At 67.4% G+C, this 14,331-nt stretch carries 15 protein-coding genes; 8 read left to right on the top strand and 7 right to left on the bottom strand.

The features are described 5' to 3' along the window. Nucleotides 1-4: 4 nt before the first annotated feature. The 7 genes from BLV94_RS44620 to BLV94_RS44650 form a co-directional block, all read right to left on the bottom strand. Entirely contained in the window at nt 5-814 is an 810-nt protein-coding gene (locus BLV94_RS44620; RefSeq protein WP_072943215.1) for an enoyl-CoA hydratase/isomerase family protein, read from the bottom strand. A 23-nt stretch (nt 815-837) separates the two neighbouring features. Next, the gene (locus BLV94_RS44625) at nt 838-1,623 is read right to left on the bottom strand and encodes an SDR family NAD(P)-dependent oxidoreductase (protein ID WP_072943216.1); all 786 of its coding nucleotides are present in this window, start codon (nt 1,621-1,623) and stop codon (nt 838-840) included. Beyond that, nucleotides 1,620-2,789 (bottom strand): thiolase family protein, encoded by a 1,170-nt coding sequence (locus tag BLV94_RS44630; protein WP_072943220.1) that lies wholly within the window; start codon nt 2,787-2,789, stop codon nt 1,620-1,622. Before BLV94_RS44630 ends, BLV94_RS44625 begins: the two co-directional genes overlap by 4 nt. A 69-nt stretch (nt 2,790-2,858) precedes the next feature. Beyond that, entirely contained in the window at nt 2,859-3,662 is an 804-nt protein-coding gene (locus tag BLV94_RS44635) for an SDR family NAD(P)-dependent oxidoreductase (protein WP_072943222.1), read from the bottom strand. Between the two features lie 26 nt (nt 3,663-3,688). Beyond that, nucleotides 3,689-4,084 carry a MaoC/PaaZ C-terminal domain-containing protein gene (locus tag BLV94_RS44640; RefSeq protein ID WP_072943224.1) on the bottom strand — a complete coding sequence of 132 codons (396 nt, stop codon included), beginning with the start codon at nt 4,082-4,084 and terminating at the stop codon, nt 3,689-3,691. Next, nucleotides 4,081-4,536 carry a MaoC family dehydratase N-terminal domain-containing protein gene (locus tag BLV94_RS44645; RefSeq protein WP_072943227.1) on the bottom strand — a complete coding sequence of 152 codons (456 nt, stop codon included), beginning with the start codon at nt 4,534-4,536 and terminating at the stop codon, nt 4,081-4,083. The genes BLV94_RS44640 and BLV94_RS44645 overlap by 4 nt, the downstream gene beginning before the upstream one ends. A gap of 3 nt (nt 4,537-4,539) precedes the next feature. Beyond that, nucleotides 4,540-5,727, bottom strand: coding sequence for a lipid-transfer protein (locus BLV94_RS44650; RefSeq protein ID WP_072943229.1), 1,188 nt, complete (start codon nt 5,725-5,727; stop codon nt 4,540-4,542). Between the two features lie 314 nt (nt 5,728-6,041). Here BLV94_RS44650 and BLV94_RS44655 point away from each other — a divergent pair, with 314 nt between their 5' ends. The 8 genes from BLV94_RS44655 to BLV94_RS44690 all read left to right on the top strand — a co-directional run bounded on the left by BLV94_RS44655 (nt 6,042) and on the right by BLV94_RS44690 (nt 14,295). Then, the gene (locus tag BLV94_RS44655; RefSeq protein WP_072943231.1) at nt 6,042-7,274 is read left to right on the top strand and encodes a cytochrome P450; all 1,233 of its coding nucleotides are present in this window, start codon (nt 6,042-6,044) and stop codon (nt 7,272-7,274) included. Between the two features lie 18 nt (nt 7,275-7,292). Next, nucleotides 7,293-7,499 (top strand): ferredoxin, encoded by a 207-nt coding sequence (locus tag BLV94_RS44660; protein ID WP_072943341.1) that lies wholly within the window; start codon nt 7,293-7,295, stop codon nt 7,497-7,499. A 155-nt stretch (nt 7,500-7,654) separates the two neighbouring features. Continuing rightward, nucleotides 7,655-8,446 (top strand): acyl-CoA thioesterase, encoded by a 792-nt coding sequence (locus tag BLV94_RS44665; protein ID WP_241031239.1) that lies wholly within the window; start codon nt 7,655-7,657, stop codon nt 8,444-8,446. 64 nt (nt 8,447-8,510) lie between these two features. Then, nucleotides 8,511-9,413 carry an SDR family NAD(P)-dependent oxidoreductase gene (locus tag BLV94_RS44670; RefSeq protein WP_072943233.1) on the top strand — a complete coding sequence of 301 codons (903 nt, stop codon included), beginning with the start codon at nt 8,511-8,513 and terminating at the stop codon, nt 9,411-9,413. Between the two features lie 70 nt (nt 9,414-9,483). After that, nucleotides 9,484-11,055, top strand: coding sequence for an acyl-CoA synthetase (locus BLV94_RS44675; RefSeq protein WP_072943234.1), 1,572 nt, complete (start codon nt 9,484-9,486; stop codon nt 11,053-11,055). Further along, nucleotides 11,052-12,209: an acyl-CoA dehydrogenase family protein gene (locus BLV94_RS44680; RefSeq protein ID WP_072943235.1), complete on the top strand. Its 1,158-nt coding sequence runs from the start codon at nt 11,052-11,054 to the stop codon at nt 12,207-12,209. Before BLV94_RS44675 ends, BLV94_RS44680 begins: the two co-directional genes overlap by 4 nt. 47 nt (nt 12,210-12,256) lie before the next feature. Next, the gene (locus tag BLV94_RS44685) at nt 12,257-13,507 is read left to right on the top strand and encodes an NAD(P)/FAD-dependent oxidoreductase (RefSeq protein ID WP_072943236.1); all 1,251 of its coding nucleotides are present in this window, start codon (nt 12,257-12,259) and stop codon (nt 13,505-13,507) included. Further along, nucleotides 13,504-14,295, top strand: a complete 792-nt coding sequence (locus tag BLV94_RS44690) for an enoyl-CoA hydratase/isomerase family protein (RefSeq protein ID WP_072943237.1) — start codon at nt 13,504-13,506, stop codon at nt 14,293-14,295. Before BLV94_RS44685 ends, BLV94_RS44690 begins: the two co-directional genes overlap by 4 nt. The last annotated feature ends 36 nt before the right edge of the window (nt 14,296-14,331 follow it).

Below are 14,331 nucleotides of genomic sequence, written 5' to 3' on the forward strand. Positions count from 1 at the left end.
CGGATCAGGCCGGGGTCCGGGCCGCGGCCTTGAGGGTCTCCCGCTCGGCGAGGAAGGCCTCGACGGCGCGGGCGTGGTCGCCGGAGGCGAAGCACTCCTTCTCGGTGGCCAGCGCGGTGTCGAGGACGAGGTTCGCGGTGTCCCGGAGAATGATGTTCAGCGCCGCCTTGGTGCCTTGGACGGCACGCACGGGGCTCTCGGCCAGCCGGTGCGCGAGGGCGTGAGCCTGATCGAGCAGCGCACTCGGCTCGATGACCCGGTTGACCAGCCCGATCCGTTCGGCTTCGACCGCACCGACCTTGTCGCCGGTGAGCAGGTATTCCTTGGCCCGGGCCATGCCGGTCAGCCACGGCCAGGCCACCACACCGCCGTCGCCGGCGACCACGCCGACAGTCACGTGCGGGTCGGCGATGACGGCGTCGGTGGAGGCGTACACCACGTCGCACATCAGGGCGAGGGTCGCCCCGAGTCCGATGGCGGGGCCGTTCACGGCGGCGATGATCGGCTGGGGGAGTTCGAGCAGTTCGATGATGATGGAGCGGGCGTCCTGGAAGAAGGCGTCGAGTTCGGGGCCGGCGCTCATCCGCGGGCCCTTGAGGTTCCCGCCGGCCGAGAACGCTCGCCCGTTGCCGGTCAGGACCACTGCCCGCACCTGCCGGTCGCGACGGATCTGTCCCCACAGGGCGATGAGCTCGGTGTGCAGGTCGTGGTTGATGGCGTTGTAGTCGTCCGGTCGGTCGAGGCGGACCGTGAGGACGCCGTCCCGCTGGTCGATCTCCAGATGGGTGTAGTCGTAGGGCGCGGTGGTGCCCATGGTGGTGTTCCTTTCGAGTCGATTCATCGCTGATCGGCCACCAGAGGCCGCCACAGGGGCAGGATCTGCCCGGACATGTACGCGGAGGCGGGCGAGACGAGGAAGCGGACCGCTTCGGCGACGTCGTCCGGGGACCCGATCCGCGCGAGGATCTCGTCCCCGGAGTCGGCGCGCTCACGCAGCCGGTGCTGGGCGCGACCGGTGGCGATGAGTCCGGGTGCCACACAATTGACCCGGATGCCTTCCGGGGCAAGGTCGTTGGCGAGGTAGCGGGTGTAGTGCATCACTGCTGCCTTGGTGATGCCGTAGTGGGCGTAGGTGCCGGTGGATTTGGCTTCGACCCCGGTGATCGACCCCATGGTGACGATCGAGGGATCGGTGGCGCGCCGTAGCGCGGGCAGCGCAGCGCCGACGGTGGTGATGGTCCCGTGCAGGTTTCGGCGCAGGACGTTGTCGAGGTCGTCGAGGTCGATCGCGGAGGCCCGGTTGCCGTCGAAGGCCCCGGATCCGCCGCCTGCGTTGCAGACCAGCGCGCCGAGCGCCGACCATTCGTCGAGGATGCGCGTCCCGAGTTCGTTCATCGCGTCGACGTCGGTGGTGCTGGCTTCGGCGGCGATGACCGGCGCGCCGTGACTTTCGAGTTCGTCGATGACGCTGGTGGTTTCGTCGTCGGCTGCGAACTCGCGGTACCCGTCGAAGTCGGTGTCGACGACCGCGACGGCGTATCCGTCCTTGGCGAGGTTCACGGCGATCCGGCGGCCGATGCCGCGTGCTGCTCCGGTGACCAGGGCGGTCCGTGCCGCGGTCACGACAGCAGCTCCAGGATGGTGGCGTTGGCCATGCCGCCGCCCTCGCACATCGACTGCAGTCCGTAGCGGATGCCCTGTTCGCGCATGTGGTGGACCAGTGTGGTCATGATCCGGGCGCCGGATCCGCCGACGGGGTGTCCGATGGCCATCGCTCCGCCGTTCGGGTTCATCTGGGTGTAGTCCGCGCCGGTCTCGCGCAGCCAGGCGAGCGTGACCGAGGCGAAGGCCTCGTTGATCTCGAACACTCCGATGTCGTCGAGCGTCAGCCCACTCTTCTTCAATACCTTGGCGGTGGCGGGGATGGGACCTTTGAGCATGGTCACGGGGTCGGTGCCGGCGACCACCGCGGTGTGGATGCGGGCAATCGGCGTCCAACCCTGCGCGCGGGCGAACTCGCTGGTGGTGATCAGCAATGCGCCGGCGCCGTCGGAGATCTGTGAGGCGTTGCCCGCGGTGATGGTGCCACCCTCACCGAAGGCAGGCGCGAGTCCGCCGAGGGTTTCGAGGGTGGAGCCGCGCCGCACGCCCTCGTCGGTGTCGAAGGTGTGTTCGGCGCCGTTGTCGCCGGTCACCGTGATGGGCGCGATCTGGTCCTTGAAGCGTCCTTCGTCGATCGCCCGGGCGGCGCGGGCGTGCGAGTCGAGGGCGTGCTGGTCCATCTCGGTGCGGGTGATTCCGTACTCGGCGGCGATCATTTGCGCACCCACACCCTGATGGAATCGTCTGTCGTCGTAGCGCTTCCACACGTCGGGGCCGAAGGGCTGGCCGAACTGGCCGTCGGCGAGAGTGGCGCTTGCCGGCACGGCGCTCATGATCTCGACGCCACCGGCCACGGCGACGTCGTACTGGCCGGCGACGACCCCGGCCGCGGCCTGGTGTACCGCCTGTTGGGAGGATCCGCACTGGCGGTCGATGGTCAGGCCGGGAACCGATTCGGGCCAACCGGCGGCGAGGACGGCGGCGCGGCCGATGCAGCCGCTCTGCATACCGACGCCGATGGCGCAGCCCCAGACGACATCGTCGACGACGGCGGGGTCCAGATGGTTGCGTTCGGCGAGTGCGGTGAGGACGTGGGCGGACAGGGTGGCGGAGTGATGCTTCGCCAGTGATCCGTTCCTTTTGCCGACGGCGGTGCGTACCGCGTCGACGATGACGGCATCACGCATGATGGTCTCCGAGGGAGTGAGGGGCCCGGTGGGCCGGTGAGGGTTTCGGGACGGTGGTCGGCACGCAGATCAGCGGGAGCCGGCGTCGACGGTAAGGCATTGGCCGGAGACGTAATTCGTCTCCTGCAGGCAGAGCGCGTAGACAGCGCCGGCGGCCTCGGCGGGTGTGCCCGGCCTGCCGAGGGGGTTGGTGCGCTTGACCGCGCTCATGATGTCCTGACTGACCCCGACCTTGATCTTGCGGCCTTCGATTTCGACGTAGGTGTCGTCGCCGGCGACGGACTCGGTCATGCGGGTGAGGATGAACCCGAAGGCGACGGCGTTGACGTTGACCTTGTAGCGGCCCCACTCCTTGGCGAGGGTCTTGGTGAGCCCGATGACCCCGGCCTTGGCGGCAGCGTAGTTGGCCTGCCCGGGGTTTCCGTAGACACCGGAGACGGAGGAGACGTTGACGACCTTGCGGTGGCGATCGGTCGGGTTCGCCTTGATGTAGGGCTGGGCGGCGCGCAGAATCCGGAACGGCGCCTGCAGGTGTACGTCGAGGACGTTCTGCCACTGGTCGTCGGTCATCTTCTGGATGACGTTGTCCATGATGTAGCCGGCGTTGTTGACGATGATGTCGAGCCCACCGAAGGTGTCGGTGGCGGTTGCGACGAAGCGGTCGGCGAAGTCGTGGTCGGTGACCGAACCGATGCAGGCCACCGCCTTTCCGCCGGCGGACACGATGTCGGCGACGGTCTCGTCGGCGGGTTCCTTGTCGACGTCGTTGACGACGACGCTGGCGCCTTCGGCGGCCAGTTTGAGTGCGACTTCGCGGCCGATGCCGCGCCCGGAGCCGGAGATGAGTGCGACGTTGCCGTCCAGGGTTTTCATGATGGGGAGTCCTTGCGTTGGTCGAATCAGTGGGTGGTGACGACGGCGGTGCCCGAGAGGGTGACCGTTCCGTCGGGAAGGGCGACACTGAGATCGAGGTGGGCGAGGCCGTCCTCGACCTTGGCGACGGTGCCCGTGCAGGTCGGTGTGGTGTTCACCGGTGTGATCGCGGTGAATCGAACCTCGAAGCTGCAGAGGCGGTCTTGCGGGAACGTCGCGGTCAGCAACCGGCCCAGGTAGGCCATCGACAGCATTCCGTGGGCGAAGACGTCCTCGATTCCGACGGCGTGGCAGGCGTCGATGTCGATGTGGACCGGGTTGTGGTCCCCGGAGGCGCCGGCGTACAGGGCGAGGGTCGTGCGGGTGATCGTGGGGCAGTCGAGGGAGAAGGTGTCTCCCGCGGTCAGGTATGCGGTGTTCATGCGGCCGCCTTCGGGTCGCGGACGACGATGGTGCTCGTCAGCGTTGCGATGGGGGTGCCGTCACGGCTGACGTGGGTGTCGCGGACGATGAAGTCGAGGGCACCGCCCTTCTTGTCGTAGACGTCGGTCACCTCGGTCCAGAAGGTCAGGGTGTCACCGGCGTACGCCTGGGCGTGGTAGTGGAATCGCTGTCCTCCGTGCAGGATTGCGCGCATGTCGACTCCGAGGTCGGCGAGGAATCGGTGCCGGTCGGGGTTGTCCATCTCGAGGCAGAACAGGAACGTCGCCGGGATCAGGAGATCGCGGTAACCCGCCAACCGGGCGGCGTCGAGGTCGGTGTACGCCGGATCGGGTTGTCCGGTCGCCTGCGCGAAGGAGCGCAACCGGCCGCGTTCGGCTGTGGTCTGGAACTCGGGGGTACGGGTGCCGACGATCGTCGGGTCGATGGGCATGGTTCAGGACAACCTTTCGAACAGCGTGATCACACCTGCGGTGCCGAGGCCGAGGTTGTGCTGGAGGCCCAGGGTGGCGTTCTCGACCTGTCGATCGCCCGCCTCGCCGCGCAGTTGCCAGGTGATCTCGGCGGTCTGGGCGAGACCGGTGGCCCCCAGCGGATGTCCCTTGGACAGCAGACCGCCGGAGGGGTTGGTGACCACCCTGCCGCCGTAGGTGTTCTCGCCCTCGAGGATGAACTTCTCGGCCCCGCCCTCGTCGCACAGGCCGAGCGCCTCGTAGGAGAGCACCTCGTTGACGGTGAAGCAGTCGTGCAGTTCGACGACCGCGATGTCGCGGGGGTCGACACCTGCCTGCTGGTACACATCCCGGGCGGCCCTCCGGGTCACATCCGTGCCGACCAGCGACATCGCGCTCTTCTTCGCGAAGAGGTCGTCGGCGTCGGACTGTAGGGTCTGCGCCGCGATGGCAACCCTCGGGGTCAGTCCGTTCGCTCGGGCGAACTCGTCCGAGCAGATCACTGCTGCGGCGGCGCCGCAGGTGGGCGGGCAGCATTGCAGCCGGGTCAGCAGTCCCGCGATCCGGGGGGAGTCGAGCACGTCGGTCAAGGTGACCGGATCCCGGAACACCGCATACGGGTTGTTCGCGGCGTGGCTGCGGGCTTTGACCGCCACCGCGGCGAAGGTGTCCGCACTGCCACCGTACTTCTGCAAGTACTCGAGGCCGGCCGCGGCAAAGTATTGCGGAGTCATGGGAACGTCGGGATCGATGTCGTAGATCTCGCCCAGTGCCGCGACGAAGTCGCTCAGCGGGGCGGGCCGATCGGTCCACTTCGCGCTCAGGGCGCCGGGTGGCATCTGCTCGAAGCCGACGGCGAGTGCGCAGTCGACGGCACCGGATTCGACCGCTTGGCGGGCCAGCCACAACGCCGAAGATCCGGAGGCGCAGTTGTTGTTGACGTTCAGCACCGGGATCCCGGTCTTGCCGAGCTGGTACACGACTCGCTGACCACTGGTCGAATCGCCATAAACATATCCGGCGTAGACCTGCTGCACCCGGTCATAGGTCAGCCCAGCGTCCTTAAGGGCGGACGTGATCGCCCTCGGACCTTGGAAGTCGTAGGAGTCTGCGGCGCTCGGTTTGCTGAACGGCGCCATGCCGACACCGGCAACCAACACTCTGTGATTCATTTCGATCTCCCTTTCACTCTAACGATGATTCACTTTCGGTGATCGGACGCGGGCCTGTCAAGGGCGTTCGTGAAATTCGCCGCCGACCTGCGTCAACGCTCGGCCGCAGGCGTCGCCGCATCAGTATGTAATTCAGTGTTAGATCCGATCGCAGCGTCGGACGAGCGGCGGGAGCCTCTCGTTCGTGGCCGGTAAGAGGCGAAATATGCGGCTCGGATTCCTGCTTCAGGCCTTGACATAGAACGCAGTAAGTGAAGTATGGTTCGAGTATCAACCGATTGGCGAGTGAGCTCGCTCGTGACAGGAGAGTTCCAATGCTCGACACCACCGAAGCCACGGCATTTCCGATGCACCGCGATGTCGCCCGGTGCCCCTTCGACCCGCCGGCGACGCTCGCGGAGTGGCGCCGTGAAGGGGCCCTCAGACGGGTGCGGATCTGGGACGGCAGCGAGCCCTGGCTCGTGACCCGGCACGAAGACATCCGCGCCGTGCTCAGTCACTCCGCGATCAGCGCCGACACCGACAATCCGGGCTACCCCCACTCCTCGGCCGCCATCAGGGCCCGCCGGGCGCGCGCGAAGACGTTCTTCCAGATGGACGGTCCCGCGCACGACGATCCCCGACGAGTACTGGCCCGCGACTTCACCGCGAAGCGGATGCAGGCGTTGCGCGAGCACATCCAGGAGATCGTGGACGCGCTCATCACCGAGCTGCTCGCCGGGCCTAAGCCGGTCGACCTGGTGGAGGCCTTCGCGCTCCCGGTGCCGTCGCTGATGATCTGCGAGCTGCTCGGGGTGCCGTACGCCGACCACGACGTGTTTCAGCGACTGAGCAAGGTGTTCGTCGCCAAGGCATCGACGCCGGAGCAGACCACCGCGGCAGCGGAGGAACTGATCGAGTTCATCGCCGGGCTGGTCGACGCCAAGAGCGTGAATCCGGGTGACGACGTGCTCAGCCGCCTCGCCGTGGAGCAGCTCGTCCCGGGCTTGATGACCCGCGAAGAGGTGGCACGGATGGGTCTGCTGCTACTGACCGCCGGCCACGAGACCTCCGCGAACATGATCGCGCTCGGCACGGCCGCGCTGCTCGGCAGGCCGGACCAGGTGGAGTTGCTCCGCACGAGCGGCGACCCGGCACTACTGGCCGGCGCGGTCGAAGAGTTGCTCCGGTACCTGACCATCGTGCACAGCGGTCTGCGCCGGGTCGCCAGCGAGGACATGGAGATCGCCGGGACTCTCATCCGACGCGGCGACGGTGTCGTCCTGTCCCTCGATTCCGGCAACCGCGATGCCCTCGCGTTTCACGACGAAGGCGTGTCCGGACCGGACGCCCTCGACATCACCCGTCAGGCCCGTCACCACCTTGCGTTCGGCTTCGGTGTCCACCAGTGCCTGGGGCAGCAGTTGGCGCGCGTCGAACTGCAGGTCGTGTTCGGCACGCTGTTCCGCCGAATTCCCACACTGGCGCTCGCCGAGCCACTCGAGAATGTCGCCTTCAAAGACGACATGTCGATCTACGGGGTGCATCGACTGTTGGTGACCTGGTGACACGAAAGGACCACAATGATGAAAATCCACATTGACGAAGACAAGTGCGTCGGTGGCGGGCAGTGCGTGCTCGCGGCCCCCGACGTGTTCGACCAGCGCGACGAGGACGGTGTCGCGGTTCTGCTGGTCGACAACGCGCCCGCCGAGTTGCACGACCAGATCCGGGAGGCCGCCCGGCTGTGCCCGGCGGTCGCCATCGAACTCGGTGAGCGAGCAGAGACGTGACGATGCCCACGACGTCGGTGCAGCCGGGTGGCACTCGGCCTGCCGGGCCGGGGGACACCCGAAACGGTGCCGGCTTGATCGAGTTCCTCAGCCTCGAGCGCTCGGACCCCGATCGCTTCCAGGGATGGTGTCATGGCGGTTCACCGATGCGAGCGATGGGAGGACAGATCGCGGCCCAGGCCCTCGCTGCGGCCGGGCATACCGTCGACCCGGACCGCACGGTGCATTCGCTGCACGGATACTTCCTTCGAGGCGGGGACACCGACCGGCCCGTCGACTACACAGTCGAACGCATGCGCGACGGGCGCAGCTACTCGGCCCGTAGGGTGACCGCAATCCAACAGGGACAACCGATCTTTACCCTGACCGCATCTTTCAAGCGCCCGGAGGCAGGGGCCGAACGACAGACGCGGATGCCGCAGGTGCTGCCGCCCGACGATCTGGCCGACGCCTTCGAATACTGGTCCGAGATCAAACCCGCGGCTTACCGGATTGCCAAGTACGCGCAGGTGACCGCGATGCGCATCGCCCCGCTGTCGCCTGGTGGTGCGACGTGGGCGCAGGACGGTGGCCAGCTACGTCAGGCGGTGTGGTTCCGGACGAAAGAATCGATGCCCGACGACCCCCTGCTGCACGCGTGCGCACTCACCTACTGCTCCGATATCACGCTGCCCCAGACGGCGGTCCTGGACATCGAGCTGCTTTACCCGATCCGGGCCGAGCCCTCGAAGATGATGTTGTCCTCCCTCGACCACGCGATGTGGTTCCACCGCCCTTTCCGTGCGGACGAGTGGCTGCTGTTCGCTCAGCGCAGCACGTCGACAGTGGACGGGAGGGGTTTCAACCTCGGTGAATTCTGGACCCGGGACGGCGCGTTGGTCGCTTCCGTCACCCAGGAGGCGGCGATCCGTCCGCGTTCCCGACGGGCCGAACCGGGCACCACCTAGACCATCCCACGGGAAGACCGACCGGTCGTGTCGGTCGTTCCCCCGCAGAAAGAGAGTAAAAACCATGGGACAGTTGCACAATCGCGTGGCCGTCGTCACCGGTGCCGGCGGCGGCCTGGGACGCGAGCACGCGTTGCTACTCGCCGCCGAAGGCGCCACGGTCGTCGTGAACGATCTGCATGGCGCACAGGCCGTGGTTGACGAGATCCGTTCCGCCGGAGGGGAAGCCGTCGCGGTCGAGGGCTCCGTTGCTGATATGACCACCGGAGAGCAGCTCGTGGCAGCAGCGGTCGAGTCCTTCGGCGACCTCCACGTCATCGTGAACAACGCCGGGGTCGTGCGTGACGCCATGCTGTGGAACATGACCGAGGACCAGTTCGACCTCGTGGTCGACGTCCACCTCAAGGGTGCGTTCGGGCTCACCCGGGCGGCGGGACGGTTCTGGCGTGAACAGAGTCGGTCGGGTGCGTCGGCCGACCGCTCGATCGTCAACACGACATCCGCCGCCGGCCTGCACGGCAATGTCGGCCAATGGAACTACGCCGCCGCGAAGGCAGGCCTGGCGATCCAGGCCGTTCTCGCGGCAGAAGAACTGGGCCGATTCGGGGTCCGCGCCAACGCGATCTCGCCGGCGGCGCGCACGCCGATGGTCACGACCGCACCAATTCTGGCCGCGGCGGTCGCCGCACCGGAAGACGAAGACGCGTTCGACCGGTTCCACCCGAGGAATGTGTCGTCACTGGTGGGCTACCTGGCCACCGCCGACTGCCCCTTCACAGGGCAGGTCTTCTCCGTCACCGGAGGCCATGTCGGTCTCTACGCCGGCTACTCGCTCGCGCACTCCGTCGACACCGACCGCCCCTGGTCGGTCGACGAGCTGGCCGAACTGATGGGCGCCGCGTCGTTCCCGAAGTCGGCCGAGGCCATCCGCCCCCGACTGATCCAACTCGAGGGTGCGGGCCAGTGACCGCGGACCCCTTATCGCACAACCACCATCCGATCCGACGGTTCCGCCGGACGGCGCAGCGGGAGTTGTCATGTATCTGACCCACGCCTTACACCGCGCACTCGAGCAGTGGCCCGATGAGGTCATGACCGTCGACGGCGACTGTTCCCGCACCACCCGAGAGGTCGCCGACAGGGTGGCTCGACTGGCCGGGGCACTCCAGCGGATCGGCGTCGGCACCGGCAACAGGGTCGGCATCGTGGCGCTGAACTCCGCCCACCACCACGAAGTATTCTTCGCCAGCTGGTGGGCCGGCGCAGTGGCGAACCCCATCAACACCCGATGGTCCGCCGCTGAGATCGCCTACGCGCTGACCGACTCCGGCACCGAGGTACTGTTCGTCGACGACGCGTTCGCACACTTCGGCCCCGAGCTGCGTGAGCGAGCCCCCGGCCTACGCACCCTGATCTACTGCGGCGCCGGGCCGACCCCCGAGGGCATGCTCGCCTACGAGGAACTGGTCGCCGGCGCGGCACCGGTTCCCCACATCCATCGAGGCGGCGACGAGCTGGCGATGTTGCTCTACACCGGCGGCACCACCGGCAAACCCAAGGGCGTGATGGTCACCCACCGCTCCTTCATGACCTCCTTGCTGAGCTACCACCTCGCCGGGTCGTCGGTGAAACGTGGCGGAGCCACGCTGTGCACGGCACCGCTCTTCCACATCGGAGCCCTTCTCAGTTGGTACGGCCAGACCCTGCTCGGCGGCACCCTGGTGTTCTTGCCCACCTTCACGCCGGAGGCCGTACTGGGCGCAATCGACGAACACCGCGTCACCGGGTGTGCGCTCGTTCCCGCCATGATCCAAAGGCTCTGCGAGCACCCCGACTTCGACTCCTACGACGTCAGCAGCCTCGAATTCATCGGGTACGGCGCATCGGGCACCCCGCAAAGCCTGCTCGACCTGGCAATGAAACACTTCCCCTCGATCAACTTCGTCCACGTCTACGGGATGACCGAGACCGGCGTGCTGACCGTCCTCGGCGGCGACGAGCACAGGACCGGAGGCGCCCGACTACGCTCGGTCGGCCGGGCCACGCCCACCGTCGAGATCGCCGTCGTCGACCCGGACGGTCACCGCCTCCCTCCCGGCCAGATCGGCGAGGTCGTGACCAGAGGCGACCACGTCATGGCCGGGTACTGGCGCAAGCCGGAAGCCACCGCGACCGCACTCCGGGACGGCTGGATGCACACCGGCGACGGGGGATACCTCGACGAGGCCGGTTACCTCTACATCGTCGACCGCCTCAAGGACATGATCATCACCGGTGGTGAGAACGTGTACTCCGCGGAGGTGGAGAATGCCCTGGCCGCCCACCCGGCGGTGGCGTCCTGTGCGGTGATCGGCGTCCCCGACCCGGATTGGGGCGAGCGGGTGCACGCCGTGATCGTGCCGCGGCCGGGCCACACGGTCACTGCCGAAGAACTGCGCGCTCACACCAAGACCCTCATCGCGGGCTACAAGGCGCCGCGCACGGTCGACTTCGTCGGCGCCATGCCGGTCTCGGGCACCGGAAAAATCCTCAAACGTGAACTCCGCGCGGCATACACCGACCGCGACACCACCCTTCCAACGACTTCCCGAAACGAGCAGCCGACATGAAACGCACCGTCTACGACACCGACCACGACGAATTCCGCACGATGATCCGCGATTTCATCGCCAAGGAGGTCGTTCCCCACTATCCGGACTGGGAAGCAGCCGGCCACCCGCCCCGCGATCTGTTCAGCAAACTCGGTGACATCGGCGTCACCGGTTTCGGCATCCCCGAGGAATACGGGGGCCCGGGCGAGGTCAGCTTCAAGTATCAGGCGATCCTCTCCGAGGAAAGCGCCCGCGCCGTCATCATGCTCGGCCACTACGGGCTCAGCACCGGGATGGTCCTGCCCTACCTACTCACCCTGGCCACCGAGGAGCAGAAGAAGCGGTGGCTGCCCGGGATCGCATCGGGCGATACGGTCCTGTGCATCGCAATGACCGAACCGGGCACCGGCTCGGATCTGGCAGGCATCCGGACCTCCGCACGGCTGTCCGAGGACGGCACTCACTATGTGCTCAATGGTGCGAAGACCTTCATCTCCGGTGCCCGCAACTCCGAGCTGTGCGTCGTGGTCGCCCGCACCTCACTCCCGACCGAGGACGACCGCCGCACCGGCCTGAGCCTGCTGGTCGTGCCCACCGACAGCACGGGCTTCGAATTCGGCCGCAATCTCGACAAGATCGGCCTCAAGGCGAGCGACACCAATGAATTGTCCTTCACCGACATCGTTGTGCCGGTGGAAAATCTGCTCGGCGAGGAGGGCAAGGCGTTCGCCTACATGGGCCAGAATCTGCCTCGTGAGCGCCTGTTGGTCGGCGTCGACGCCACCGGACGGGCCGCAGCCGCGATCGAACACGCCAAGGAGTACGTCAAGGAACGAGTCGTCTTCGGCCGGCCGGTGGCGGCATTCCAGAACACGAAGTTCGTGCTGGCGGAGTGCGCCACAGAGGTCGAGGCCTCGCAGGCACTGGTGGATCGGGGTATCGAGTTGGAGGCAGTCGGGGAACTGACCCCGGCGGACGCGGCGCGGATCAAGCTGTTCGCGACCGAGACCGCCGGCCGGGTGATCGACAAGTGCCTGCAACTGCACGGCGGTTACGGCTACATGCGCGAATACCCCATCGCCCGGCTGTACACCGATATCCGCGTCAACCGCATTTACGGCGGATCCAGCGAGGTGATGAAGACCATCATCGCCAAAGACCTCAGCCTGTAGACGAGAGCGCTGAACGTCGTGAGCGAACCCAACCGAAGGAACATTCGATGACACTCCGAGATGTCGTCGTCGTCGGCGCATCGGCGGCGGGATTGACCGCCGCCGAAACACTGCGCCGGGACGGCTTCGAGGGGCGGTTGACGGTGATCGGCGACGAGCCGCACGCCCCGTACGACCGACCGCCCCTGTCCAAACAGGTCCTGCGCGGCGAGTGGAAACGTGAGCGCGTCGCTCTGCGCGCCCAGGAGTCGCTCGACGCCCTCGACGTGGATTGGTTGCTGGGTATCAGAGCGGAGCGCCTGGATCTGGCTGCGCGCACCGTCGAATTGGGCGACGGCACACGAGTACCGTTCGACGGACTGGTCGTCGCAACCGGGGTGCAGCCCCGGCGACTTCCGTTCGGACACGACCTCGACGGCGTGCACGTGCTGCGCGGTCTCGACGACGCGTGGGACCTCAGGGAGGCACTGCAGGAGCGCCCGCCCGTCGTGGTCGTCGGCGCCGGCTTCCTGGGCGCCGAGGCCGCGGCGGTTGCCCGAGAATTAGGGTGTGCTGTAACGATTGTCGATCCGCTGGACGCGCCGATGGTGCGCCAACTGGGTGCCGGTATGGCGGCCCGGGTCGCCCGGCTGCACATCGACCGCGGAGTGGACCTGCGGTGCGGCACCGGAGTCGTCGGCTTCACGGAAGAGCACGGCCGGGTTGCCGGTGTGCGTCTCGACGACGGCACGGTGACTCCCGCCCGGGTTGTCGTAGTCGCGATCGGCTCGGTACCTGCGGTCGACTGGCTGCGCGACAGCGGTCTGCCGGTCGGTGACGGGCTGCTGTGCGACGAGTGCTGCGAGGCCGCGCCCGGCATCGTCGGCGCAGGCGACGTCGCCTCGTGGATCCATCCTCGGTTCGGCCGGATTCGCGTCGAACACCGCATGAACGCGACAGAGCAGGGGATGGCGGCTGCCCGGACGCTGCTCGGCCACCGCATCCCGTTCGCACCGATCCCGTACTTCTGGACAGACCAGTACGACAACAGGATCCAGGTCTACGGGCGCATCTCGGGTGACCTCGGGTTCACGGTCGTCGACGGTGATCCGGAGGAAGGGCCGTTCGCCGCCGTGCAGTTCGACGCGGACGGGCGCACCCGCGCCGTGGCCGCCTGGAACATGCCGCGGATCGCGCGCACGTGGCGAGCGCGGCTCGTCGCCGATGCACCGCCTCCGCAGCGCACACCGACGACGGCCGGTGTCGGCCCGGTTCCATCACCCATCACAGACGTTCCAGCAGTGAGGACACAACCATGACCGACACGGTCGTATACCGAGAAGAAAACGGTGTCGCGACGATCGCGATGAACCGCCCCGAGCGCCGCAACTCCTTCACGATCGAGATGGCCGACGGGCTGCTCGCCGCCCTCGAACGGGCGGAGAACGACCGTGGCATCCGGGCGGTCGTCATCACCAGCACCGGCGACCACTTCTCTGTCGGACGCGACAACGCCGACACCGACCCGCCGCCATACCCGGCGGGTGACCACCTGCGGGGCCGTACGTCGCTCATGCGCTACACGCGTCTGGTGACCTGCATGCACGACATGAACACACCGACCATCGCGGAGATCCGCGGTGGCTGCGCCGGCGCCGGGATGTCCTTCGCGCTCAACTGCGACTTCCGGTACGCCTCGACGACGGCCGTGATGAGCACCGCGTTCGTCAAGGTCGCCTTCGGCGGCGACCTCGGCGGTGTGTGGCACCTGACCCGGCTCGTCGGGCCGCTCCGGGCGAAAGAGTTGCTTCTGCTCTCCCCGAGACTGCGCGGCACCGAATTGCTCGACTGGGGACTGGTCAACGACGTGCTACCGCCCGAGGAACTTTCGGCGAGGGTGATGGCCACCGCTACCGAGATCGCGTCCCACTCGCCCACAGCCGTCGCGGCGGCGCGGCGCAACCTGCAGGCGGCCACGAGCCTGTCCCTGGGGGACTATCTACCCCTCGAAGCAGAGCAGTTCGCCACGTGCGCGGCCTCCCCGGACGCCGAGGAGGCGCGTGTCGCCTTCGTGGAAAAGCGCGCGCCCCGATTCGTGATCGCCTGACTCCCGTGCGGAGGCGACGCCCAATTCCGAACGAGA

Source organism: Rhodococcus koreensis (genome assembly GCF_900105905.1).
In the GTDB taxonomy this organism is placed as follows: domain Bacteria; phylum Actinomycetota; class Actinomycetes; order Mycobacteriales; family Mycobacteriaceae; genus Rhodococcus_F; species Rhodococcus_F koreensis.